The following is a 22699-nucleotide window of genomic DNA, read 5'->3' on the forward strand; positions in this document are numbered from 1 at the left end:
GCCTCAGACCGGCGCGCGCGCAGGAGTACGCCGCAGGTCGGGGGCGAGCACCGCGACCCCGATCAGCGGGAGCACGGCGAGCACCGCGAAGCTGGTGCCGATCCCGACCACGTCGCCGAGGCCGCCGACCACGGCCGAGCCGATCGAGCCGCCGACCAGGAAGAACAGGGTGGCCACGCCGAGCGCGACGCCGCGCACCGCCGGGTCCACGGCCGCGCCGACCGCGGCCATCAGCGCCGGCTGGCCGAAGCTGAACGCCACCGTCACCGCCGCTATCGACAGCCCCAGCAGCACCCCGGACGCGCCGCCGGCCCCGAGCGCGCCGAGCACCAGCGCCGCGCTGGCCCCGATCCCGGCGACCGCGAGGGCGCGCGGCGGCCCGATCCGGTTCAGCACCGGCCCGACCAGCTTCGGCGCCATCAGCGAGATCAGCGCGCTCGGCACCAGCAGCAGGCCCACCTGCCAGGCCGTCCAGCCCTCCGCGATCAGCAGCGCCGGTACGCCGACCAGCTGCGCGAACCACGCGGCGGGTACGGCGGCCGCCGCCAGCGCGCTGCGTACGACGGCGCCGTTGCGCACCACCGACAGCGGCAGGAACCCGTGCGGGCGGCGCCGCACCTGCAGCGCGACCGCGGGGGCGCCGAGCGCCAGCAGGGCCAGGCCGACCACCGCGATCAGCCAGCCGGTGGAGGGCGACTGCACCATCAGCACCAGCCCGGAGGCGGTGCCGGCGACCAGCACCGCGCCGAGGATGTCGAGGCTGGCCCCGCTGCCGCCGCCGGCCAGCGCGCGCCACAGGAACGGCAGCACCAGCACGCCCAGCACCGGCAGCGCCATCACCGCGCGCCAGCCGAAGGCGTGCTCGACCAGCCCGCCGGCGAGCGGGCCGAGGCAGCTGACCGCGCCGGCCATCCCGGCCAGCCGGCCGAGCGCGAGGCCGCGGATCGCCCCGTCGTACCGCGCGCTCACGGCGGCGACGCCGAGGGTCGGGATGGCCGCGGCGCCGGCGCCCTGGAAGGCGCGGGCGACCACGAGCAGCTCGAAGCTCGGCGCGGCGGCAGCCAGCAGCGCGCCGGCGGTCATCAGACCAATACCGACGAGCAGCGGGATCCGCACCCCGACCAGGTCCGAGACCCGCCCGTAGACCGCGGTCGTCACCGCCAGGGTCAGCGCATAGATGGTGATCGTCCAGGTGGCCACGCCGGTGCCGACCCCGAGGTCCGGGCCGAGCAGCGGTACCGCCACCGAGGCCGAGGACGACCCCATGCCGGCCAGGCCGAAGAGGAGGCCGAGCAGCAACGCCACCCGGCGGGAGTCGTCACCGCGCATGGTGGTTCCCAACCTCGTGGTGGCCGGGGATGTTCCATCGCGTCCGGTCCGTGGGCGGTCCGGTCCGGGGGGCGATCCGGATAGTCCGCCACACCAGTGTCGAAAAATCGGCGTTCGACGACAGTGGTGTGGCGGACTATCGGCTCGGGGGCGCGAGCCGAGGGGGTAGTTCGTGACGTTAGGGACTGTGGAAAACGCTTTCCACAGGCCCGAACGTCACGAACTACCCCCCGCCCCGGGGCCCTACTTCTTGACGAACCCCTCCAGCGCACCCTCGGCGTACGGCGTGGCGACCGCGGCCGCGATGGTGCGCGACTCCTCGGCGCCGGTCTCGGCGCGGGTCTGGGCCCAGGAGCCGCGGATCAGGCGGCGGGCCTGGCCGAGGGCGTGGGCGGGGCCGGCGGCGATGCCGACGGCGAGCTCGCGGGCGCGGGCGGCGGCGTCGGCCTCGACGACCTCGGTCACCATCCCCCACTCGCGGGCCTCGGTGCCCGACAGCACGCGGCCGGTGAGCGCGAGCTCGAGGGCGCGCTGCTGGCCGACCGCGCGGGGCAGCAGCCAGGAGACCCCGCAGTCGGGGGTGAGCCCGACGCCCGGGTAGGCGAAGACGATCTTGGTCGCCGCCTCGGCCACGACCACGTCGCAGCTGAGCATCACGCCGATCCCGGCACCGGCGACCGCGCCCTGCACGGCCCCGATGACCGGCTTGTCCAGCGCGGTGAGCGCCTGCAGCGCCCCGTCGAGGGCCTCGGCCAGCTCCAGCAGGTACGCCGCGCGATCGGAGGCGGCCACCATCGTGGCCACGTCCCCGCCGGCGCAGAACCGCTTGCCGGCGCCGGTGACCAGCACCGCGCCCACCTCGGGGTCGGCACCGGCCCGGGCGACCGCGTCGGCGAGCGCGTGCGCGGTGGGCAGGTCGACGGCGTTGGAGGCCTCGGGCCGGTCCAGCCGGATCTCCGCGACCCCGTCGGCGACGGCGTAGCTGACGGTGCCCATCAGATCCTCCGGAACAGCGCGGCGAGCGCCTGGCCGCCGCCGATGCACATGGTGACGATGCCGGTCTCGAGGTCGCGGCGCACCAGGTCCTTGGCGACCCGCACGGACAGGATCGCGCCGGTCGCGCCGACCGGGTGGCCGAGCGCGATCGCGCCGCCGTACGGGTTGACCTTGGCGGGGTCGAGCTTGGCGTCGCGGATCACCGCGACCGCCTGGGAGGCGAACGCCTCGTTGAGCTCGATGGTGTCGACGTCGGCGGGGCTGAGCCCGGTCTTCTCGAACAGCGCCTGCAGCGCCAGCACCGGGGCGTAGCCCATCAGCTCGGGCTCCATCGCGGCGGTGGTGACCGCCTCCAGGGAGACCAGCGGGGTCAGGCCGCGCTCGCGGGCGGCGGTCTCGGTGGCGAGCACGACCGCGGCGCCGCCGTCGTTGATGCCGGAGGCGTTGCCGGCGGTGACGGTGCCGTCCTTGGTGAACGCCGCGCGCAGCCCGGCCAGCGTCTCCAGGGTGGTGTCGGGCTTGGGGTGCTGGTCCTCGCTGACGGTGAACGGTCGGCGCCCGCCGACCTCGACCGGGGTGATCTCCTCGGCGAAGGCCGCCTTCGCCGCGGCGGTGGCCGCGCGGCGCTGGGACTCCAGCGCGAACTCGTCCTGCTCGGCGCGCGAGACGCCGTACTTGGTCGCGACGTTCTCGGCGGTCACGCCCATGTGGATGCCATGGAAGGGGTCGGTCAGCATCATCACGGTGCCATCGACCAGCGACCGGTCGCCGAGGCGGTAGCCGTTGCGCGCGCCGAAGTCATAGAACGGCATCCGCGTCATCGACTCATCGCCGCCGGCGAGGGTGATGTCGAGGTCGTTCCAGCGCATCTCCATCGCCGCCGACCAGATGGCCTGCAGGCCGGAGCCGCACAGCCGGTTGACGGTGTACGCCGGGGTGTTGGTCGGCAGCCCGGCGGCGACGGCGACCCGGCGCGCGTTGTAGGCGTCCGGGCCGACCTGGCCGATGCAGCCCATGACCACCTCGCGCACGTCGGCCGGGGCCACCCCCGACCGCTCGAGCGCGGCTCGGGCCGCGGTGGCGCCGAGCTCGTGGGCAGGGACGTCCTTGAACACCCCGCCGAAGCTGCCCACCGGGGTGCGGGCGCCGTCGACGAGGACGATCTTCTCTTGGCTCATGCCCGGATCCTAGGACGTCCAACATCGAGGCCGTAGCCTGTCGCCGTGACCCCCGAGCGCGATCCCATCCGTGAGGCCCACGCGCAGTGGCGCCGCCACGGCTGGGCGGACGCCGCCGACGGGATGGCGATGGTGACCTCGGTGGTGCGCGTGCAGCAGCTGCTGATGGAGCGCATCGACGGTGTGCTGCGCCCGCTGGGGCTGACCTTCGCGCGCTATGAGGTGCTGCGGCTGCTGTCGTTCGTGCAGTCCGGCGCGATGCCGATGACCCGCCTCGGCTCGCTGCTCCAGGTGCACCCGACCAGCGTGACCAGCGCCGTGGAGCGGCTGGTGAGGCAGGGGTACGTCGAGCGCCTGCGCCGCGAGGGCGACCGCCGGGTGGTCCTCGCCTCGATCACCGACGCGGGCCGCGAGGTGGTCGAGCGCGCGACCGCCGGCCTCAACGCCGACGTCTTCGAGACCCCCGGCCTCCCCGGCCCCGACGTCGCCCGGCTGACCGACCTGCTGGGCGCGCTGCGGGCGGCGCTGGGCGACGAGGTCGGCGGGACCGGGGCGTAGCCCGGGTCCGACATCACATCCCGGCCACTGGGATCCGGGCCGGGGGGTGCGCTTTTCCGCGCAATTGCTGGGAAAAACACCGCCCCCGCGCCGAAACAGGTACCAAGCCCAGCAATTGCGCAGTTACGCGCACCCACCACCCCCTTCCCCGAGTTGCTTGGATGTCCTAGCATCGATTCCTAGGACGTCCAACAAACCCCGAGCGAGGATCCCCTGATGGCCGAACAGCACCAGCCGCCGCGCAACCCGGTCCGCCTCGTCACGGCGAGCGCCCTGTTCGACGGCCACGACGCCTCGATCAACATCATGCGGCGGATCCTGCAGAGCCAGGGCTGCGAGGTCATCCACCTGGGCCACAACCGCTCGGTGCAGGAGGTCGTCGACGCCGCGCTGGAGGAGGACGCCCAGGGGGTGGCGGTGTCGTCCTACCAGGGCGGCCACGTGGAGTACTTCGAGTACCTCGTGGAGTCCCTGCGCGAGCGCGGCGCCGACCACGTGCGCGTCGTCGGCGGGGGCGGCGGGGTGATCGTGGCCGACGAGATCGCGCGGCTGCGCGAGTCCGGGGTCACCATCTTCTCCCCCGAGGACGGCCAGCGGATGGGCCTGGTCGGGATGATCGGCTCGGTGGTCGCCGACTGCGACCTCGACCTGTGGGAGGCCCGCGCGGTCACCGCAGCGGAGGTGCAGACCGGCGACCGGTTCGCGATCGCCCGGGCGATCACCGGCGCCGAGCTCGGCCGGCTCCCCGAGGCCGACCTCGAGCAGATCCGCGCGGCCGCCCGGGCCCGCGTCGTACCCGTCCTCGGCATCACCGGCACCGGCGGCTCGGGCAAGTCCAGCCTCACCGACGAGATCGTGCGCCGCTTCCGCGTCGACCAGGAGGACAAGCTGCGGATCGCGGTGATCGCGGTCGACCCGACCCGGCGCAAGGGCGGCGGCGCGCTGCTCGGCGACCGGATCCGCGCCAACTCCCTGGATGGAGACCGGATCTTCTTCCGCAGCCTCGCCACCCGCGGGGCCCACGAGGTCCCCGAGCACCTCCCCGACGTCATCGACGTGATGAAGGCCGCCGGCTTCGACCTGGTGATCGTGGAGACCCCCGGCATCGGTCAGGGCGACGCCGCGATCGTGCCGTTCGTGGACCTGGCGATGTATGTGATGACGCCCGAGTTCGGCGCCGCCTCGCAGCTGGAGAAGATCGACATGCTCGACTTCGCCGACGTCGTGGCGATCAACAAGTTCGAGCGCCGCGGCGCCCACGACGCGCTGCGCGACGTGGCGCGGCAGGTGATGCGCAACCGCGAGGCCTTCGGCCAGCAGCCCAGCGACATGCCGGTCTTCGGCACCAGCGCGGCCACCTTCAACGACGACGGCGTCACCGCGCTCTACCAGCACCTGCGGGAGCTGCTCGCCGCCGCCGGCCTGGCGGTCACCGAGGGCGCGCTGCCGCGCGTGGACGTGCGCCACTCCTCCGGGATCCGTCAGGTGGTGCCCCCCGAGCGGGTGCGCTACCTCGCCGAGATCACCGAGACCGTGCGCGGCTACCACGCCCGCACCGAGGAGTACGCCGCGGCGGCCAGCCGCCTGCAGCGCCTCGAGCTGGTCGCCGCCGAGCTGACCGACGACAACCAGGGCGGCGTACCCGCCCTCCTGGACGACGCCCGCAAAGCCCTCCCCCACGAGGTGGCCGACCAGCTCGCCGCGTGGCCGGACGTGGTGGCGGCGTACTCCGGCGACGAGCAGGTGGTGAAGGTCCGCGACAAGGAGCTGACCACCCGGCTGACCAAGGAGTCGCTGAGCGGCAACAAGATCCCCCGCGTCGCGCTGCCGGCGTACCGCGACCACGGCGAGCTGGTGCGGTTCTGGCGCCGGGAGAACCTGCCCGGGTTCTTCCCGTTCACCGCGGGCGTCTTCCCGTTCAAACGCGACAACGAGGACCCGGCCCGGATGTTCGCCGGCGAGGGCGACCCGGCGCGCACCAACCGGCGCTTCAAGATCCTCTCCGAGGGCCAGCCCGCGACCCGGCTGTCCACGGCGTTCGACTCCGTCACCCTCTACGGCCGCGACCCCGACGAGCGCCCCGACATCTACGGCAAGGTCGGCACCTCCGGGGTCTCGGTGGCCACCCTGCAGGACATGAAGGACCTCTACGCCGGCTTCGACCTGCTCGCGCCGACCACCAGCGTCTCGATGACCATCAACGGCCCGGCGCCGACGGTGCTGGCGTTCTTCCTCAACACCGTCCTCGACCAGGCCGCCGAGGCCGGCGTCGATGCGGCGACCGCGCTGCAGACCGTGCGCGGCACCGTGCAGGCCGACATCCTCAAGGAGGACCAGGGCCAGAACACCTGCCTGTTCTCCACCGAGTTCTCGCTGCGGATGATGGCCGACATCCAGGAGTGGTTCATCGAGCAGGAGGTCCGCAACTTCTACTCGGTGTCGATCTCCGGCTACCACATCGCCGAGGCCGGGGCGAACCCGATCAGCCAGCTCGCCTTCACCCTCGCCAACGGCTTCACCTACGTCGAGGCCTACCTCGCGCGTGGCATGGACATCGACGACTTCGCGCCCAACCTCTCCTTCTTCTTCTCCAACGGCATGGACCCCGAGTACTCGGTGATCGGCCGGGTCGCGCGCCGCATCTGGGCGGTGGCGATGAAGGAGAGGTACGGCGCCGGCGAGCGCTCGCAGAAGCTGAAGTACCACGTGCAGACCTCCGGGCGCTCCCTGCACGCGCAGGAGATGGACTTCAACGACATCCGCACCACGCTGCAGGCGCTGATCGCGATCTACGACAACGCCAACAGCCTGCACACCAACGCCTACGACGAGGCGGTCACCACCCCCAGCGAGGACTCGGTACGCCGCGCGCTGGCGATCCAGATGATCATCAACCGCGAGTGGGGCCTGGCGATGAACGAGAACCCGCTCCAGGGCTCCTTCATCATCGACGAGCTCACCGACCTGGTGGAGGCGGCGGTGCTCGCCGAGTTCGACCGGATCAACGAGCGCGGCGGCGTGCTCGGCGCGATGGAGACCGGCTATCAGCGCGGCCGGATCCAGGACGAGTCGATGCTCTATGAGCACCGCAAGCACGACGGCTCGCTGCCGATCATCGGCGTCAACACCTTCCGCAAGCCCGACGCCGACGGCGGCACCCCGGTGCACGTCGAGCTCGCCCGCGCGACCTCGGCGGAGAAGGAGTCCCAGCTGCGCCGGGTGCAGGAGTTCCAGGCCGCGCACCACCAGGAGGCCGACGCCGCGCTGGCCCGCCTCAAGGATGCGGCCGTCACCGGCGACAACGTGTTCGCCGTCCTGATGGACGCCGCCCGGGTGTGCACGCTGGGCCAGGTCACCGAGGCGTTCTTCGAGGTCGGCGGGCAGTACCGGCGCAACGTGTGAACCCGGCCCGGCCGTCGTACGCCGGCCCCCCGGCGTACCCCCCTGGCCGATAGTCCGCCACACCAGTGTCGTGAATCGCCCGATTGACGACACTGGTGTGGCGGACTATCCGGTTCGGGTCCGCGGGAGGCCGGATGAGACCCTCCCCGCGCACATCGGCGCACACGTCGCTACCCTGACCTCTCGTGACCACTGTGCCGTCCTATGACGAGATCACCAGCCTGACCGCCTATGCCGCCCAGCGGATCCCCGTGGCCTTCGAGGACATCAACGGCCACCTCAACATCCGCCACTACATCGGCATCGCGAGCGAGGGCCTCGACGAGTCGCTCGTCGAGGTCGGCGTGGCCACCGACTGGCGCCACACCCAGCTGGCGGTGTTCTCCGCCGAGCACCACCTCACCTACTTCACCGAGCTGCACACCGGCGCCAACATCACCGTGCGCGTGCGCCTGCTGGGCCGCTCCGAGCGCGCCGTGCACGCGGTGATCTACCTGGTCGACGAGACCAACCAGCGCGTCGCCTACCAGCAGGAGGAGGTCTTCCTGCGCATCGACATGGCCACCCGCAAGACCGCACCGTGGCCGGCCGAGGTCGCCGACAAGATCGACGCCCGCATCGCCGAGACCGACCGGCTCGCCTGGAAGCCGGAGCTCTCCGGCGTCATCGCGCTGCGCTGAGACCACCGGACACACCGGACATGACTGCGGGCCGCGTCGTCTCGCTGGTGCCCTCGATCACCGAGGCACTGGCGGCGACGCGGCCCGAGTCGTTGGTGGGCGCCACCGACTGGTGCACCCACCCCGCCGACCTCGACGTCACCCGGGTCCGCGGCACCAAGAACCCCGACCTCGCCAAGATCCTCGCCCTGGCCCCCGACGTGGTGGTGGCCAACAAGGAGGAGAACCGCGAGCTCGACGTACGCCGGCTGCGCGAGGCGGGCGTCGACGTCTGGGTCAGCGAGATCGAGAGCGTGCCGGCGGCGTTCGCGGCGTACGACGAGCTCTTCGACGACGTGCTCGGCTGGGCCCGCCCCGACTGGCTGGAGGAGGCCCGCGCGCTGTGGGCCGGCCCGGCGCCGGAGGCGACCCGCCGGGTGGCGATCGCGATCTGGCGCGACCCGTGGATGGTGGTCGGCTCGCGCACCTTCACCGGCGACCTGGCCCGCCGCCTCGGCCTGGCCAACGTGTACGACGGGCACGCCGAGCGCTACCCGCGCGTCGAGCCCGGCGAGCTCGACGCCTGCGGGGCCGACGTGGTGCTGCTGCCCGACGAGCCCTACCTCTTCACCGCCGAGGACGGCCCCGAGACGCTGGCGCTGCCCACCGAGCTGGTCAGCGGGCGGCTGCTCACCTGGTACGGCCCCTCGCTGATCGCCGCGCACGCCTCGCTGGCGCGCCCGTAGCCGAGCAGCCAGCCCCCAGCGGCCCTCAGCGACCCCCGCGCACCGCATCCTCGACCGCGCGCACGTCGCCGGCGTCGAGCAGCCCGAGACCCGCGGCGTGATGAGCCACCGCCGCGGAGTCGGCGGCGAGCAGGAACGGCACGTCGTGCTCCCAGCTGTCGGCGACCTGCTCGACGCGCCCGTCCTCGGGGTCCAGGCGCACCTCGCGGATGTAGACCGCCGCGATCCGCCCGGGGTGGCGGCGCACCACCTCGGCGTAGATCTCCGGGTCGTGCTCACCGGAGTCCCCGACGAGCACGAAGCGCAGCCGCGGGTGCAGGCGCAGCACCTCCTCGATGCGGGCCAGCTTGTGCCCGCGCGAGCCGACCCGCCCGTCGCCGACCAGGTCGCGCAGCAGCAGCGGCCCGGCCGGGAAGCCGCGGTGGTCGAGGAAGCCGAGCAGGAAGTCGTGGAGGTTCCACGGGCTCGAGGAGACGTAGAAGAACGGGTTGCCCGGCCCCTCCAGGGCCCGGTAGAGCTCGGCGGCCCCGGCGAACGGCGTGCGGGTCAGCGCGGAGCCGGTGAGGGTCTGGCGCACCATCGACCAGGTGCGCTGCACCCCGGTCTGCAGGATCGTGTCGTCGACGTCGGAGATGATCCCGAGGCGCGCCTGCGGCCCGGCCACCCGCACCTGGATGACCGCACCCGCCGCCTCGATCCCGCGGTACGCCGCGGCCAGCGACACCCGCGCGTCGGTCCAGGGCGCGACCAGGTCGGAGGCCTCCAGCTCGGTCTCGAAGTAGCCGTCGCGGTCGGTCTCGGTGGTGGTCTCCGCGGCGCCGATCCGGGCCCGCAGCGGCACCCCGGGCAGCTCGCGGGTGAGGAACCCCGCGGCGCTGCGGCGTACGGCGGCCCACACCGCTTCGCCCTCGATGGTCTCGGCCGGGGCGGGGTTGTCGAGCACCCGCCCGCGCAGGATCACCCGGCCGGCGCTGCCGTGGCCGATGTAGGCCACGATCCGGAAGTGCCGGGGCGTCTCGTCGCCGCGGCGGCGGTCGCGCAGGTGGTCCCAGCGGCGCTCGAGGGCGGCCAGGACGGCGCGGGCACGGGAGGCGTCGCTCATCGGAAGGCCGGCTTCTCCTTGGCGAGGAACGCGCGCACGCCCTCGGCGAAGTCCGGTCCGGTGTAGACCTCGCGCAGCAGCACGTCGTCCTCGCGCGGGGAGGCCTCGGCGACCCGGGCGCGGGCGAGCAGCTGGGCCTTGGTGGCGCGCAGGGTCACCCCGGAGGCGGCGCGCAGCCCGTCGAGGACGGTGGCCACCTCGGCGTCGAGGTCGTCGGTCACCGCGAGCAGCGCGCCCACGGCGTACGCCCGGTCGGCGGCGAGCAGCCGCGAGGTCAGCAGCATCTCGCGGGTCAGGGACTCCCCGAAGACCGCGGCGCAGCGATAGACCACCGAGGCGGACAGCGCGTTGCCGAGGGTGCGGGCGATCGGGTAGCCGAAGCGCGAGGCGGGAGTCGCGATCCGCAGGTCGCAGTGGGTGGCGACCGCGAGGCCGCCGCCGACGCAGACCCCGTCGACGGCCGCGATCGTGACCTGCGGCAACGCGTGGAGGGCCTCGAGGAGCTCGCGGATCCAGTTCTCGTAGGCCACCGCATCGGTGTCGAGGAAGTCGCTGATCTCGTTGCCGGCCGCGAACGCCTTGCCGCCGGCGCCGCGCAGCACCAGGGCACGCACGTCGCCCGCGTCCTGCAGCTGGGCGCACAGCTCGCGCAGCTCGGCGTACATCGCCCGGGTGAAGGCGTTGCGGCGCTCGGGCCGGTTGAAGGTGACGGTGACGACGCCGTCGCCCCGCTCGATCAGCACCTCGTCGCTCACGTCGGCGAGCGTACCGGGGTGCCTGGCCGGCGGCGGCGCCCGGTGGCAACGGCAGGAGCCAGGCATAAATCACCCTTAGGGGGGGAGAAAAGAAAAGCAAAGGATGTCTCTCAGTAAAATCTCTTCCGCTCGGGACACGCGCGTTTACGGTCGGGAGATCGTGCGACACATGTCGCCACCAACCAGGAGGAATCGACCGCTTCGCATGGCCGCACCGCTCACCGTCCTCGAGGACACCACGCCGCTCCTCGGGCCGTCCATCGACACCGGCGTCCGGATCGGCTGGCTGCTGCGGATGGCACGCCTGGTCGCCGGCGAGGGCCGGTTCGACCGACTGGAGGACATGGCGGCGGTCGTGGAGACCAACGTGACCGCGCTGCACCGCATCGAGACCGGTCGGGTACGACGCGGGGTGGTGGTCGATGCCTACGAGCGGGCGCTCGGGCTGCCTGCCGGCGCGCTGCGTGGGCCCACCGACGTGCTGTGCCGCCTCTTCGGCAACGGGCCGACCGACCGGGACCCCGGGCAGGTCGTCGACACGGTCGCGGGACTCTCGGCGCTCACCGACCTGGTGCTCGACGGGGAGCCCGACGGCAGCGAGTGGCTGACCTGGGCCCGCGCGATGTCCCAGCCGTTCGCGCTGGGCCTCCCCCACCGGATCGCGGTCCCCCTGGTCGGCCGGCTGGCGCGCGAGCTGGGCCGGTCCCAGGGCCGCGCCTACCCGATCCGGCACGAGGCGCTCGCGCTGCTGCGCCGCAGCGGCTACGGGCCGGTGGTGCTCGAGGCGGTGCAGGAGATCGTCAGCGACCCGCACGCCCAGATGGTCACCGGCGTCCTGAGCGTGCTCGCCGAGGACGCGAGCCCCGAGGCCGCCCTCTGGCTGGCCCGGCAGCTGCACGTGCCGCGCATGCAGCTCTTCGCCAGCGCGACGATCGCGCTGGAGAAGATGGCGCTGGTCAGCTCCGACCCGGACTTCTGGGTGCCGCTGGTGGACCTCATCGCCGCGGCGTACGACAACACCGAGCCGGGCTCCCCGCACTGGGAGTGCCTCTCCCACCTGATCCGGCTGATCCCGCTGGAGGACCGCCGCCGGCTGGGCGACTGGCAGCCCCCGCACCCGCCGGCCCCGCTCGGGATGGAGGTGCTGCGCTACGCCGACGAGGAGAACAGCGCGGTCTGGACCGAGTCCGTCGAGCGCGCCCGGATGGTGTGCCGGCAGGTCGACATCGCCTACCAGCCGATGCTCGCCCGGCTGCTGTTCGAGGCGGCGTTCGGCCCGTACGACGTGCGCGCGAACGCGACCTTCGCGCTGCTCTCCGGGCTACCGACGATCACGGTGCCGCTCCACGAGCACATCGCCGAGATCGCCACCCACCACCAGGACCCGGGCGTCGTGGTGCGAGCGCGCGCCCGGCTCTCGGGCTCCCGCCTCGGATCGATCCCGCACGCGGCGCGCGCCTGGGTCGACCACGAGAACCCCCAGCACCGCGAGGTCGGGATGATCCTGCTGGGCGCGGCCGGAGAGAAGCTCCCGGAGCCCCAGACCGAGCGGGCGCTGCGCGGCGACCTCGCCGGCGCCAACGCCGCCCTGCAGGGCCTGGGACTGGCCGGCGACCCCCGCCTGCGCGACGTCGTCGCCGACGAGACGCTCACCCAGACGGTCCGCGACAACGCCGCCTGGTGGCTGCGCAACGGCGCGCGGGTCGTGGACGACAGCGACCACATCGCCCGCTGACCAACCCACTGCGTGGGTTTATGGGCGACTTGCCCTGAGCCTCTAGCGCGAGCAGCGGGTCTCCCGCGCGCGCCGGACGATCCGCGAGTGCGCTCTCCGCCTCGTTGGGTGCGGACGGCGAGATCATCATGGAAGGGCCGCGTTCGCTCAGTTTGCGCTCCACGCTCGTGTCCATGCAAGAACCTGCGCGGCCCAGCACTGGCGCCGGAACCTTCTGTCCATGCGCCTCCAACAACTTGCCCTGCCGGCTGCGTGCGCCGCCGTGGGCCTTGGTCTCGGCGGAGCGACCGTCGCCATCGCGACTCCTCCCGATCCCGCACCTGCGGTCGCCCCGGCTGCGGCTCCCAAGGTCGCGAAGGTCAGGATCTGCCTTACCCGCAAGAACGTCGTCGTCGGCGCGAACGCCAAGAGCAAGTGCCCCAAGGGCGCCTCGTTGGTGGCCATCAACCGCGTCGGTCCCAGGGGGCCGATCGGCCCGCTGGGACCGGTTGGCCCCGCTGGCCTTGATGGACGCGACGGTGACGATGGGGCCCCAGGGCAGGACGGAAAGCCCGGGCCGCAGGGTCCAGCAGGGCCTCCCGGCCCCGGCGGTAGCGCCGCCCCCCACGGTGACATCGATGGAGGTGCGCCGTGAGCAGCGAACCGAAGCCCACAGGCGGCACCCGCCGCGGCCTGCTGGCAGCCCTGCTCGGCACGAGCGCTGCCGCCATCGCACTCGCACCATCCCCAGCACAAGCCTCGCCGGACGACGACATCATCGACGGCGGCACACCATGAACCACGGAGGACGTTGACATGGCCACCATCAAGTTCCGCCGCGGCACCGCAGCCCAGTGGGCGGCGGCAGATCCCGTCCTCGCTGCCGGTGAGCCCGGGTTCGAGACCGACACTGACAAGCACAAGATCGGCGACGGGTCGAGCCGGTGGGCCGCGCTGCCCTACTACCTCAGTGAGCCGGCGCTTCATGCCTCGACTGAGCAAGCGGCCGACGGACGGATCGAGGCCCGCGGCGCCCTGGTTGGTGCGCCGGCGGACGTCCACCTAGCCTCGTGCTTCATCGCGGGGACGCCGGCCGCGACGGTCGCGATCATGGTCGCCCCGTTCCGGCTGCAGGTGCTCGGCGCCAGCGTCGTCCAGATGAATGGCCCGATGAGCATCACCCAGTCGGCGGATAATTTCTGGCAAATCAACTTGCTCCGGGTTCGCAGCAACAGCAGCGTCAGCATTGCCGGGCGCAGCACCCGCAACGACTCGTCAGTCAACGGCTCCTGGGACAAGCGGGCCGACTTCGATTTCGACTTCCAGCCGTTTGCAAACAACGTGCTGGAGAAGGGCGACATTGTCGCCGCCCAGTTCGCCAAGACCGGCGCTATCGGTGATCCGGTGGACGTCACCGCGACTGTGAGGTACCTGCCGCTATGAACTCTCTCGACCCAATGATCCCTGACCTCGCTCGCACCATCCATGTCGTAGGCGACCAGCACCACGGTAGCCTGGCCGCCTCTCGGAAGGCGCTGCTAGAGGCGGGCCTGGCGCAGCCCCTTACCCGGTGGATCAATGACCGCGTCGCGGCGTGCCTGCACATGGGTGACCTGACGAACAACGCCACGGACGCTGAGGACAACCTCTATGTCGCGCATCGAGGGCACTACGGAGACGCCCCCCTCCACGCGATCCTCGGTAACCATGACATCCGCAGCAACCGAAATCCTGAGGAGCACGCCGCCGCGTTGGGGCTCCCGGGGTCGATGTGGACCGCCGAGATCGAGAGGATGGGCGTCACCATCGTCGGCGTTCTGCCGGGGACCGACACCGCTGCGCATAACTCCGGCTCGCAGTTCACTTCCGAGCGGCTGGCCCGGCTCGACTCGACTTTGGCAGGTATAGACGGAGATGTGTGGATCGCCTGCCACTTCCCAATGCATGACACGGTGAACGGGTCCGCCTCCGACCCGGCCATCCGCAAGCGCTCGGTAACGTCTGGGTACTACGTGGCGACTACGGGAGCTACTTCCAACTCCAACGCCGTTCTGGAGATGCTCGACGACCACTCGAACGTGAAGGCATGGCTTTCAGCCCACATCCACGCCGACCTGACCGCCGACCGGCTGCTGACCACGGTCAGCACGGGGAGCCGGGGGATCGCCCACATCAACACGGGCGCAGTCGCACCGCTTGAAGTGGCGCAGTCTCCCAGGTCACAGATCAACACCTTCTACCTGACCAAGGTCGAGGGCGGAATCGAGGTCCGCGTGCGCGGCCACCACGCCGGCGGCTACTGGGAGAGCATCGGAGGACGGCGCGTCACGCTGGTTCCCACGTCCTAGTTGCTCCGCGACTCCGTGTCTGGGTTCGCGCCACTCGGCCGGGATAGAGCGCTCCGACCATAAGGAACCTGCACACAAAGCCGGCTCCCGCCGCCCTCACAGGGTGGCGGGAGCCGGCGTCGTCCTCTCGCCGGCGCACAGGGTTCAGGCCCGAAGTCCGGCGTCCCACTGAGGATCAGCAGGCGCTGCGCGCCACCGAGGACTTCGCGCCGGCCCGCACGCCGGGGGTCACCTGGATCTCGGTATCGCCGGTCTGGTCGGCGCCCGACTTCATCGTCCAGCGGATGTTGCTCTCCTGGCCAGGCTCGAGCGCAAGCTGGATCTCGGCGATCTTGCGGCCGTCCTGGTCGATCGCCTGGTCGTCGATGTTCATCGCGTCGAGCTTGACACCGGAGACCTCGCCGCCTGCCGGCGAGTAGAGCCTGATCATCACGAACTGCGAGCCCGGGTCGGCCGGGGACGACCCGGCACCGGTGATGTAGGCGGGCAGCGACGCGGCGTCGTCGGGGGCGCTGGAGGCAATCCGCATGTGCCCGGTGTAGGCCTGACGCCCACCGCCGCAGTGGGTGGCGGTGACGCTGACGTCGTAATCGAGGAAGTAGGACATCTTGCTCATCGTCAGGTCGTTGAGGGTGACGGTGACCTGCGGGTCGGCGGCCGGGTCGGTGATGAACTCCCCGGCGACGTCACTGCCGGTCAGCGCCTGCTGCTCGACGTCGGCGAAGGAGTGCACGAAGATCCGACCCTCGTCGGCACCGCGGGCCAGGCCACTCATCAGCGCGCGGACGTCGCCGCCGCCCGAGGAGATCCGCTCGAACGTCGTACGCGCCACCTCGCGGAAGAACTCGTCCTGCTCGGCGGGGTCCTCATAGCGCAGATAGACCTCGTGCAGCAACTCGTCGACAATGTTGTCAGCGGTGAGCTCAACGTCGCGCACGGTGACCGGGCCGGTCGCCTTCAGCACGTAGGACAGCGCGACGGGATCCAGGGACAGGACGCTGTCGATGGTCTCCGGATAGGCCAGCTCCCAACGGGCCTTGATCAACTCGGCGGTGCGTGGGAAATCGGGCGTGAAGTTTGCGTTGATCATGTGTGTGCCGAGGAGCGACCCGTAGAGCTGCTGCTCGGCCCGGGTCAAGGGACCCACAGGTCTCTGGAGTGCCTCGAAGGAGTTACCTGCCACCTGACGCGCCAACTCGACCCGTCCGTCCTGGGCGGTGGCGAGGGTGACCGCGCCGGGCAGGCCGCCCGTGGCGCGGATCTCGGCATTGTTCTGGAAGACCAGCAAGTGGTTGCGCGGACGGTCGGCCCCCAGCATCGTCGGCAGCACCGCCAGCGCGGTGTCGACCGAGGACAGCGCGTGGTCGGCGTCGCGGACCACCGCGGCGAGCGCGCGGTACTTCGTCTTGAACCGGCCGACGTAGCCCACGGGGTCCTCCTCCGCGAGCCGCGCCGAGGCGGCGGAGAGGGCGGTGGAGGCCTGCGCGACCGGGTCGCGCAGCTCGACGAGCGCGTCGACGTCGACGCGCGCGTCGCGCGGTGCGAGCCCGTCGAGGCCATCTGAGGCCTGGACCATCGGCTCCACGCCGTCGGCGCCCAGGTCGCTGACCACCTCGGCCACGGCGCGGACGCCGCGGGCGTCGTCGCCCACGACCGGGAGCCAGGTCAGCGCCGTCCACCCCAGACCGTCGGTGCGGTCGCGGGCGGTGTCACCCGCCTCGCGCAGGTCCTCGAGCGCGGACTGCATGCGCGCGGAGTCGCCGGCCTCGGCGGCCAGCCCGATCTCCTCGACCTTCTCGACCGCGACGTTGAGGTCGCCGTAGACCTTCCAGGCCTGCCACGCGGCCCACGCCCCCCACGCGCCGATGACGAGAGCCACGAACAGGACAGGCCAAAGCCACCGCCGTCGGGAACGCATGACCGTCATCCTATTGATCACATGCATCCGCCGCGAATGCGTCCCAGAAATGCAAGAACCCCGCGGCATGCCGCGGGGTTCTTGACGAGCTTCAGATGTTCGTCAGCGGCGAACGTTGATCTTCGCGCCACCGCTGGAGTTGCCGACGTACTTGGCACCCTTGAACGAAACGATCGCGCGGATCTTGCCCTTGCGCTTCGCGACGCCCGAGCGAGCCGTGAACTTCCCGGCGCGGCTGACCTTGATCGTCTGCTTCGCACCGGCACCGGCGCCGACGAAACGGACCGTGTAGGTGCCCTTGGGCGCGATGTTGCCCTTGGCGGAAAGGGTGATCGTGATGGTGGCGCGCTGACCACGACGGATCGAGCCGTTCGAGCTCACCTTCGTGCTGGTCTTGACGCAGGCGTAGCCCTTCTGGCAGGCGGCCTGCGCCGGAGCGGAGGAAACCGCAACCAGGCCGGCGGTGGTCAGGATGGCCGCGAACAGGCCTGCGATGAGCTTCTTCATAGGTATTCTCCCCGGTTTTCTTGGCACTGGAGGGCGTGTGCCGTATAGGTCCGTACCACAAACCTAAGCACACCTTTTGGATGTGATGTGCATCCATCCCACGATTTGACGGGGATCACACCGGGCTTTAACGCCAGGGACCGCCGAAGTTACCAGCGATTAACGTCGCGCGCCGGCGTTTCCGTCGTCTGCCTCGCGCAGCCACCAACGACCGAGCAGGGTCCCTTCCTGCTCGAGCAGCAGCCGCGGAGAGCCCGTCACCGCGACCGCGGAGCCGTGGGTGATCCGCGGCCCAGCCCCGCCCACCAGCAGCGGCACATACGTCGCGTCGAGCTCGTCGACCAGCCCGTCGGTCAGCAGGTCCGCCAGCAGGCTCGGGCCGCCCTCGCAGAGCAGGTGCCGCAGCCCTCGGGCGTGCAGTCGGTCGACCAGGGCGGCGAGGTCCACCTCGTCGTCCCCGCAGACGAGCACCTGCTCGGCCCCCAGCAGGGCCGTCGCCTGGTCCAGCCCGGGAGCCCCTGCGCAGGTGGCCAGCAGCACCCGCCCGGGCCCGGCTGTGCGCAGGGTCGGTGGCACCGAGCCGCTGCGGCTGACCACCACGACCGGTGCCGCGGCGGGGCCGTACCCCTCGGCGCGGGCGGTGCCGGCACCGACCAGCACCGCGTCGCAGGTGTCGCGCAGCAGGTCGAAGACCTGCTTGTCGGCGGCGTTGTTGATGCTGCCGCTGCGCCCGTCGGCGCCGGTGGCCGCGCCGTCGAGGCTGCTCACCATGTTGGCGCGCAGCCAGGGCAGCCGCGGCGGGGCGTAGAGCTCCTCCAGCGACGAGTCCGGGTCGCCGATCAGGACCCGCACGTCCACCTCATCACCCACCACTGCACGCCGTATGGCGCGGCGTCGTGGTCGACACTGGCCTCGGCGCCCGGCTCGAGCAGGCCGACGAGGGCGGGGATCCCGCCGAGGCGCGCCCAGAGCTCGTCGGCCAGGGAGAGGTCCAGCCCACTCAGGTCGCCGCGTCGCAACGCGGCGCCGAGCGCCACGTCGAAGGCGAGCGCGCGGTCGTCGAGGTGGCCGGGCGCCTTCTCGCTGCGGGTGGCGCTGCCGTTGCCGACGACCAGCACCGCCCGCTCGACGCCCGGGGCCCGCTCGGTGACCCCGGCCGCGGCGAGCAGCGCGTCGGCGACCCGGCGTCCCTGGTCGTCGGCCAGCACCTCGTCGGGTGCACCCAGCCAGGCCACCGCGGCCAGGCAGGCGGCGCGCAGCTCGGGGACCGGGTCGACGAGCGAGTCGTGCTCGGGCAGCAGCGCGAGGGTGCCGGGCACCAGCACGATCCGGGTGCTCATGCCAGCCCCCGGATGGCGCGTGCCGGCGCGCGGCGCCCGGCGATCGAGGAGACCATGTCGACGGTCTGGCGGGTCTCCACGACCTCGTGCACGCGGTAGATCCGGGCGCCGGCCAGGGCGCAGACCGCGGTCGCGGCCAGGGTGCCGACCAGCCGCTCGCCGACCGGCAGGTCGAGGGTCTCGCCGACGAAGTCCTTGTTGGACAGCGAGACGAGCACCGGCCAGCCGGTCGCGACCATCTCGCCGAGGCGGCGGGTGAGCTCGAGGGAGTGGCGGGTGTTCTTGCCGAAGTCGTGGGCCGGGTCGATCACGATCGACTCCCGCGCCACCCCGGCCGCCAGCGCCCGCTCCGCGTAGGCACAGGTGTCGTCGATCGCGGCGCGCACCACGTCGTCGTACTCCACCCGGAACGGGCGGGTGCGCGGCCGGGCGCCGCCGGTGTGGGTGCAGATGATCGCGGCGCCGTGCTGGGCGGCGACGTCGACCAGCTCGGGGTCCGCGCCGCCCCAGGCGTCGTTGAGCACGTCGGCGCCGGCCGCGCACACCGCGTCGCCGACCGAGGCGCGCCAGGTGTCCACCGAGATCACCAGCGACGGGTAGGCCGCGCGGACCCGGGCCACGAAGTCGACGACGCGGGAGCGCTCCTCGGCGGCGTCGATCTCCACGCCGGGGGCGGCCTTGATGCCGCCGATGTCGACGATCTCGGCGCCCTGGGCGACCACGCTGGCGACCCGCTCGAACGCCTTGTCCTCGGCCCAGGTCGCGCCGCGGTCGTAGAAGGAGTCGGGGGTGCGGTTGACGATCGCCATCATCAAGGTGGCGTCGTCGGTGAAGTCGTGTCGTCTCAGTCGCAGGGTCACGGGGTCTCCAGCAGGGGGGCGGCGGGCGGTCGCTCGGTCACCGGCACCTCGCGCACGGTCGGCACCGCCCCGGGCAGGAACTGGGTGAGCGGGATGGTCTCTGCGTGGTGGCTGTGCGAGGAGCGGGCCCAGCCGGCGGTGAGGATCTGGGTGGCCATCGCCCCGAGGTCGTGCAGGCCCTGGTGGGAGTGCGAGCGGCTGCCGAGGTCGACCTGCGCGATCGCGTCCAGGTCGTGGGTGCGCCAGGTGTCGATGAGCGCGGCCAGCTCGACGGCATAGCCGGTGGGCACCGACAGCGAGGCGAAGTGGTCGCGGCGCACCGCCCACTCCCCCGCCAGCGGCTGCACCAGCCCGGCCAGCGGCGGGAACAGCAGCGCGATCAGCGGGCGGGCGACGAGCTCGGTCACCCGCCCCCCGGCGTACGGCGTGGACGCGCCGGTCGCCTCGTCGAGACCGGGGCGGGCGTAGAAGCCCTTGACCAGCTGCACCTCGGGGCGGGTGAGCAGCGGGCCGAGCAGGCCGGGCACGAAGTGGGTGTCCCAGTCGAGCAGGTCGGCGTCCATGAACACCACCAGGTCACCGGTGGTGACGAACAGCGACTTCCACATCGCCTCGCCCTTGCCGGGCCGGGCGCCGAGGTCGGGGCGGATCTCCGCGGCGCGGTGCACCGCGGCGCCGGCGTCGGCGGCCACGGCGAAGGTGTCGTCGGTGGAGTCGGAGTCGATGACCACGATCTCGTCGACCAGCGCGCCGGTCTCGCCGAGCGGGGCGACCAGCTGCTCGCGCACCCGGGCGACCACCTCGCCGACGGTCCGCGCCTCGTTGCGGGCCGGCACCACCAGGCTGACCCGCTGCTCGCCCTTCGCGGCGAGCAGCTCGGGGAGCGTCCACTCGTCCCAGCGGTGGGTGTTGCGCGCGGACCAGCTCACCCGGCGAGGGTAGCGACGCGGCGGGCGGGGTGGCGGACGGGGCCGCGGCACACCCGGCCGCTATCGTGACCGGTCCGCGATCGAGAGGACGACAACACATGAGCTGGCTGGTCACCGGAGGTGCGGGCTACATCGGCTCGCACGTCGTGCGCGCCTTCCGCGAGGCCGGCATCGCGCCGGTGGTCGTCGACGACCTCTCCTCGGGGGTGGCCTCGTTCGTCCCCGACGACGTGCCGTTCCTGCGCGCCTCGATCCTCGACACCGAGGCGGTGACCGCATTCCTGCGCGAGCACGACGTCGAGGGCGTCGTGCACCTGGCCGGGTTCAAGTACGCCGGCGTCTCGGTCAGCCGACCGCTCCACACCTACGAGCAGAACGTCACCGGCACGGTGCACCTGCTGCGGGCGATGGAGGCCGCGGGCGTCGAGCAGATGGTGTTCTCCTCCTCCGCCGCGACGTTCGGCACCCCCGACGTCGACCTGGTCACCGAGCAGACCCCGACGGCGCCGGAGTCGCCGTACGGCGAGTCCAAGCTGATCGGCGAGTGGATCCTGCGCGACGCAGGCCGGGCCTCCGGGCTGCGGCACACCTCGCTGCGCTACTTCAACGTGGTCGGCTCCGGCGCCCCCGAGCTCTACGACACCAGCCCGCACAATCTCTTCCCGCTGGTCTTCGAGGCGCTGTTCCACGGCAAGACCCCCAAGATCTTCGGCGACGACTACGCGACCCCCGACGGCACCTGCGTGCGCGACTACGTGCACGTGCAGGACCTGGCGATCTCCCACGTCGCGGCCGCACGCCGCCTCGCCGCCGGCGAGCCGGTGGAGCGGGTCTACAACCTGGGCAGCGGCCACGGGGCGTCGGTGCGCGAGATCATGGACGCGATCCGCGAGGTCACCGGCATCGACTTCACCCCCGAGGTGCAGCCGCGCCGGCCCGGTGACCCGGCCCGGATCGTGGCGACCGGCGAGCTGGCCGCCCGCGACCTCGACTGGGTGATGCGCCACGACCTGCGCGCGATGGTCGCCAGCGCCTGGGCGGCCCGCCAGGCGGCGGGCGACGGCTACCCCTAATGAGGTAGCTGCCGCGGCGATCCCCGAATAACCGGCGAGGCGGCTCCCGGCGGGCGCATGCTGTGCGCGACCGAGGGAGGCCTCATGGGGGAACACAGCCGCTGCACGCGCTGCGGACACGATGTACAGCACCCGCTGCCGGCGAGCGAGCGGCTGCGCGGCCTGCTGCCGGGGGCGCGTGCGCCCCGGGTGCCGTGCGGCGCGCCGACCGACCACGGCTGGGCGTGCCAGTGCCGCAGCCGCTTCCACGCGACCTGAGCGCCGCACCGGGAGTGCCTGGGTGAACTGGCATGATCCGCCCATGCCCACCGCGCTCATCACCGGGATCACCGGCCAGGACGGCCTCTACCTCGCCGAGCTGCTGCTCGCCAAGGGGTACGACGTCCACGGCGTCATCCGCGGCCAGAACAACCCCAAGCGCGAGCTGGTGGAAAACCTGCTGCCCGACGTGCGCCTGCACCACGGCGACCTGACCGACACCTCCAGCCTGCTGCGCGCGCTGCGCGACTCCGCGCCCGACGAGGTCTACAACCTCGGCGCGGTGTCGTTCGTGGCCTACTCGTGGGAGAACGCGCAGCTGACCACCGACGTGACCGCCAAGGGCGTGCTCAACATGCTCGAGGCGGTGCGCCTGCACACCGGCGACGACCCGGCGCACATCCGCTTCTACCAGGCGTCGAGCTCGGAGATGTTCGGCAAGGTGCAGGAGACCCCGCAGCACGAGCGCACCCTGCTGTGGCCGCGCTCGCCGTACGGCGTGAGCAAGGTCTTCGGGCACTACATGACCATCAACTACCGCGAGTCCTACGGCATGCACGCCAGCTCGGGGATCCTGTTCAACCACGAGTCGCCGCGCCGTGGCCCGGAGTTCGTCACCCGCAAGATCAGCCGGGCCGTGGCCCGGATCAAGCTCGGCATGCAGGACGAGCTGGTGATGGGCAACCTCGACGCCGAGCGCGATTGGGGCTACGCCGGCGACTACGTCGAGGCGATGTGGCTGATGCTCCAGCAGGAGGTCGCCGACGACTACGTGATCGCGACCGGGGAGACCCACTCGATCCGCGACTTCCTCGACCTCGCCTTCGCCCACGTCGGCATCGCCGACTGGACGCCCTACGTGCGCCAGGACCCCCGCTTCATGCGCCCCGCCGAGGTCGACACCCTGGTGGGCGATGCCGCCAAGGCCCGTGAGGTGCTCGGCTGGAAGCCGAGCGTCACGTTTCCCGAGCTGGTCGCACTGATGGTGGAGGCCGACCTCGCCGCCGCGCGCGAGGGCTGGAAGTGA

At 72.1% G+C, this 22699-nt stretch carries 21 protein-coding genes; 10 read left to right on the top strand and 11 right to left on the bottom strand.

Annotation, left to right across the window (positions count from 1 at the left end):
• Positions 1-3: 3 nt before the first annotated feature.
• The 3 genes from GFH29_RS17860 to GFH29_RS17870 form a co-directional block, all read right to left on the bottom strand.
• Positions 4-1329: an MFS transporter gene (locus tag GFH29_RS17860; RefSeq protein WP_153325106.1), complete on the bottom strand. Its 1326-nt coding sequence runs from the start codon at positions 1327-1329 to the stop codon at positions 4-6.
• A gap of 243 nt (positions 1330-1572) precedes the next feature.
• On the bottom strand, positions 1573-2325 hold the full coding sequence (locus GFH29_RS17865; RefSeq protein ID WP_153325107.1) for an enoyl-CoA hydratase/isomerase family protein: 753 nt from the start codon (positions 2323-2325) through the stop codon (positions 1573-1575).
• Entirely contained in the window at positions 2325-3503 is a 1179-nt protein-coding gene (locus GFH29_RS17870) for a thiolase family protein (protein ID WP_153325108.1), read from the bottom strand. Before GFH29_RS17870 ends, GFH29_RS17865 begins: the two co-directional genes overlap by 1 nt.
• Positions 3504-3548: 45 nt before the next feature.
• On the opposite strand from GFH29_RS17870, the gene GFH29_RS17875 reads away from it, so the two are divergent.
• The 4 genes from GFH29_RS17875 to GFH29_RS17890 all read left to right on the top strand — a co-directional run bounded on the left by GFH29_RS17875 (position 3549) and on the right by GFH29_RS17890 (position 8868).
• The gene (locus GFH29_RS17875) at positions 3549-4061 is read left to right on the top strand and encodes a MarR family winged helix-turn-helix transcriptional regulator (RefSeq protein ID WP_228387592.1); all 513 of its coding nucleotides are present in this window, start codon (positions 3549-3551) and stop codon (positions 4059-4061) included.
• A gap of 216 nt (positions 4062-4277) precedes the next feature.
• Positions 4278-7463 carry a fused isobutyryl-CoA mutase/GTPase IcmF gene (gene icmF, locus GFH29_RS17880; protein WP_153325109.1) on the top strand — a complete coding sequence of 1062 codons (3186 nt, stop codon included), beginning with the start codon at positions 4278-4280 and terminating at the stop codon, positions 7461-7463.
• Positions 7464-7648: 185 nt separating this feature from the next.
• Positions 7649-8143 (top strand): thioesterase family protein, encoded by a 495-nt coding sequence (locus GFH29_RS17885; protein ID WP_153325110.1) that lies wholly within the window; start codon positions 7649-7651, stop codon positions 8141-8143.
• 20 nt (positions 8144-8163) lie between these two features.
• The gene (locus tag GFH29_RS17890) at positions 8164-8868 is read left to right on the top strand and encodes a helical backbone metal receptor (RefSeq protein WP_153325111.1); all 705 of its coding nucleotides are present in this window, start codon (positions 8164-8166) and stop codon (positions 8866-8868) included.
• 25 nt (positions 8869-8893) lie between these two features.
• Here GFH29_RS17890 and GFH29_RS17895 read toward each other — a convergent pair whose 3' ends face one another.
• The gene (locus tag GFH29_RS17895) at positions 8894-9970 is read right to left on the bottom strand and encodes an App1 family protein (RefSeq protein ID WP_153325112.1); all 1077 of its coding nucleotides are present in this window, start codon (positions 9968-9970) and stop codon (positions 8894-8896) included.
• Complete coding sequence (locus tag GFH29_RS17900; RefSeq protein ID WP_153325113.1) at positions 9967-10725, bottom strand: enoyl-CoA hydratase-related protein; 759 nt, start codon at positions 10723-10725, stop codon at positions 9967-9969. Before GFH29_RS17900 ends, GFH29_RS17895 begins: the two co-directional genes overlap by 4 nt.
• 205 nt (positions 10726-10930) lie before the next feature.
• Between GFH29_RS17900 and GFH29_RS17905 the strand changes: the two genes are divergently transcribed.
• The 4 genes from GFH29_RS17905 (at position 10931) to GFH29_RS17920 (ending at position 14787) form a co-directional block, all read left to right on the top strand.
• The gene (locus GFH29_RS17905; protein ID WP_153325114.1) at positions 10931-12460 is read left to right on the top strand and encodes a hypothetical protein; all 1530 of its coding nucleotides are present in this window, start codon (positions 10931-10933) and stop codon (positions 12458-12460) included.
• A 630-nt stretch (positions 12461-13090) separates the two neighbouring features.
• Positions 13091-13237 carry a hypothetical protein gene (locus GFH29_RS17910; RefSeq protein WP_153325115.1) on the top strand — a complete coding sequence of 49 codons (147 nt, stop codon included), beginning with the start codon at positions 13091-13093 and terminating at the stop codon, positions 13235-13237.
• Between the two features lie 18 nt (positions 13238-13255).
• Positions 13256-13882, top strand: coding sequence for a hypothetical protein (locus tag GFH29_RS17915; RefSeq protein ID WP_153325116.1), 627 nt, complete (start codon positions 13256-13258; stop codon positions 13880-13882).
• Positions 13879-14787: a metallophosphoesterase family protein gene (locus GFH29_RS17920; RefSeq protein WP_153325117.1), complete on the top strand. Its 909-nt coding sequence runs from the start codon at positions 13879-13881 to the stop codon at positions 14785-14787. The genes GFH29_RS17915 and GFH29_RS17920 overlap by 4 nt, the downstream gene beginning before the upstream one ends.
• 175 nt (positions 14788-14962) lie before the next feature.
• Here the strand turns inward: GFH29_RS17920 and GFH29_RS17925 are convergent, their stop codons facing one another.
• From GFH29_RS17925 to GFH29_RS17950, 6 genes are all read right to left on the bottom strand, one after another.
• Positions 14963-16666, bottom strand: coding sequence for a DUF4012 domain-containing protein (locus GFH29_RS17925; RefSeq protein WP_153325118.1), 1704 nt, complete (start codon positions 16664-16666; stop codon positions 14963-14965).
• Positions 16667-16807: 141 nt separating this feature from the next.
• On the bottom strand, positions 16808-17212 hold the full coding sequence (locus tag GFH29_RS17930; RefSeq protein WP_153325119.1) for a hypothetical protein: 405 nt from the start codon (positions 17210-17212) through the stop codon (positions 16808-16810).
• A 159-nt stretch (positions 17213-17371) separates the two neighbouring features.
• Positions 17372-18064, bottom strand: coding sequence for a dihydrofolate reductase family protein (locus GFH29_RS17935; protein WP_153325120.1), 693 nt, complete (start codon positions 18062-18064; stop codon positions 17372-17374).
• A complete protein-coding gene (locus GFH29_RS17940) occupies positions 18052-18552 on the bottom strand; it encodes a hypothetical protein (RefSeq protein ID WP_153325121.1) in 501 nt (166 codons plus the stop codon). Before GFH29_RS17940 ends, GFH29_RS17935 begins: the two co-directional genes overlap by 13 nt.
• A complete protein-coding gene (folP, locus tag GFH29_RS17945; protein WP_228387593.1) occupies positions 18549-19412 on the bottom strand; it encodes a dihydropteroate synthase in 864 nt (287 codons plus the stop codon). Before folP ends, GFH29_RS17940 begins: the two co-directional genes overlap by 4 nt.
• Complete coding sequence (locus GFH29_RS17950) at positions 19409-20341, bottom strand: glucosyl-3-phosphoglycerate synthase (protein ID WP_153325122.1); 933 nt, start codon at positions 20339-20341, stop codon at positions 19409-19411. The genes folP and GFH29_RS17950 overlap by 4 nt, the downstream gene beginning before the upstream one ends.
• 98 nt (positions 20342-20439) lie before the next feature.
• Here GFH29_RS17950 and galE point away from each other — a divergent pair, with 98 nt between their 5' ends.
• On the top strand, positions 20440-21414 hold the full coding sequence (galE, locus tag GFH29_RS17955; protein WP_153325123.1) for a UDP-glucose 4-epimerase GalE: 975 nt from the start codon (positions 20440-20442) through the stop codon (positions 21412-21414).
• Positions 21415-21715: 301 nt separating this feature from the next.
• A complete protein-coding gene (gene gmd / locus GFH29_RS17960; protein ID WP_153325124.1) occupies positions 21716-22699 on the top strand; it encodes a GDP-mannose 4,6-dehydratase in 984 nt (327 codons plus the stop codon).

It is taken from the genome of Nocardioides sp. dk884, from assembly GCF_009557055.1.
In the GTDB taxonomy this organism is placed as follows: Bacteria; Actinomycetota; Actinomycetes; order Propionibacteriales; family Nocardioidaceae; genus Nocardioides.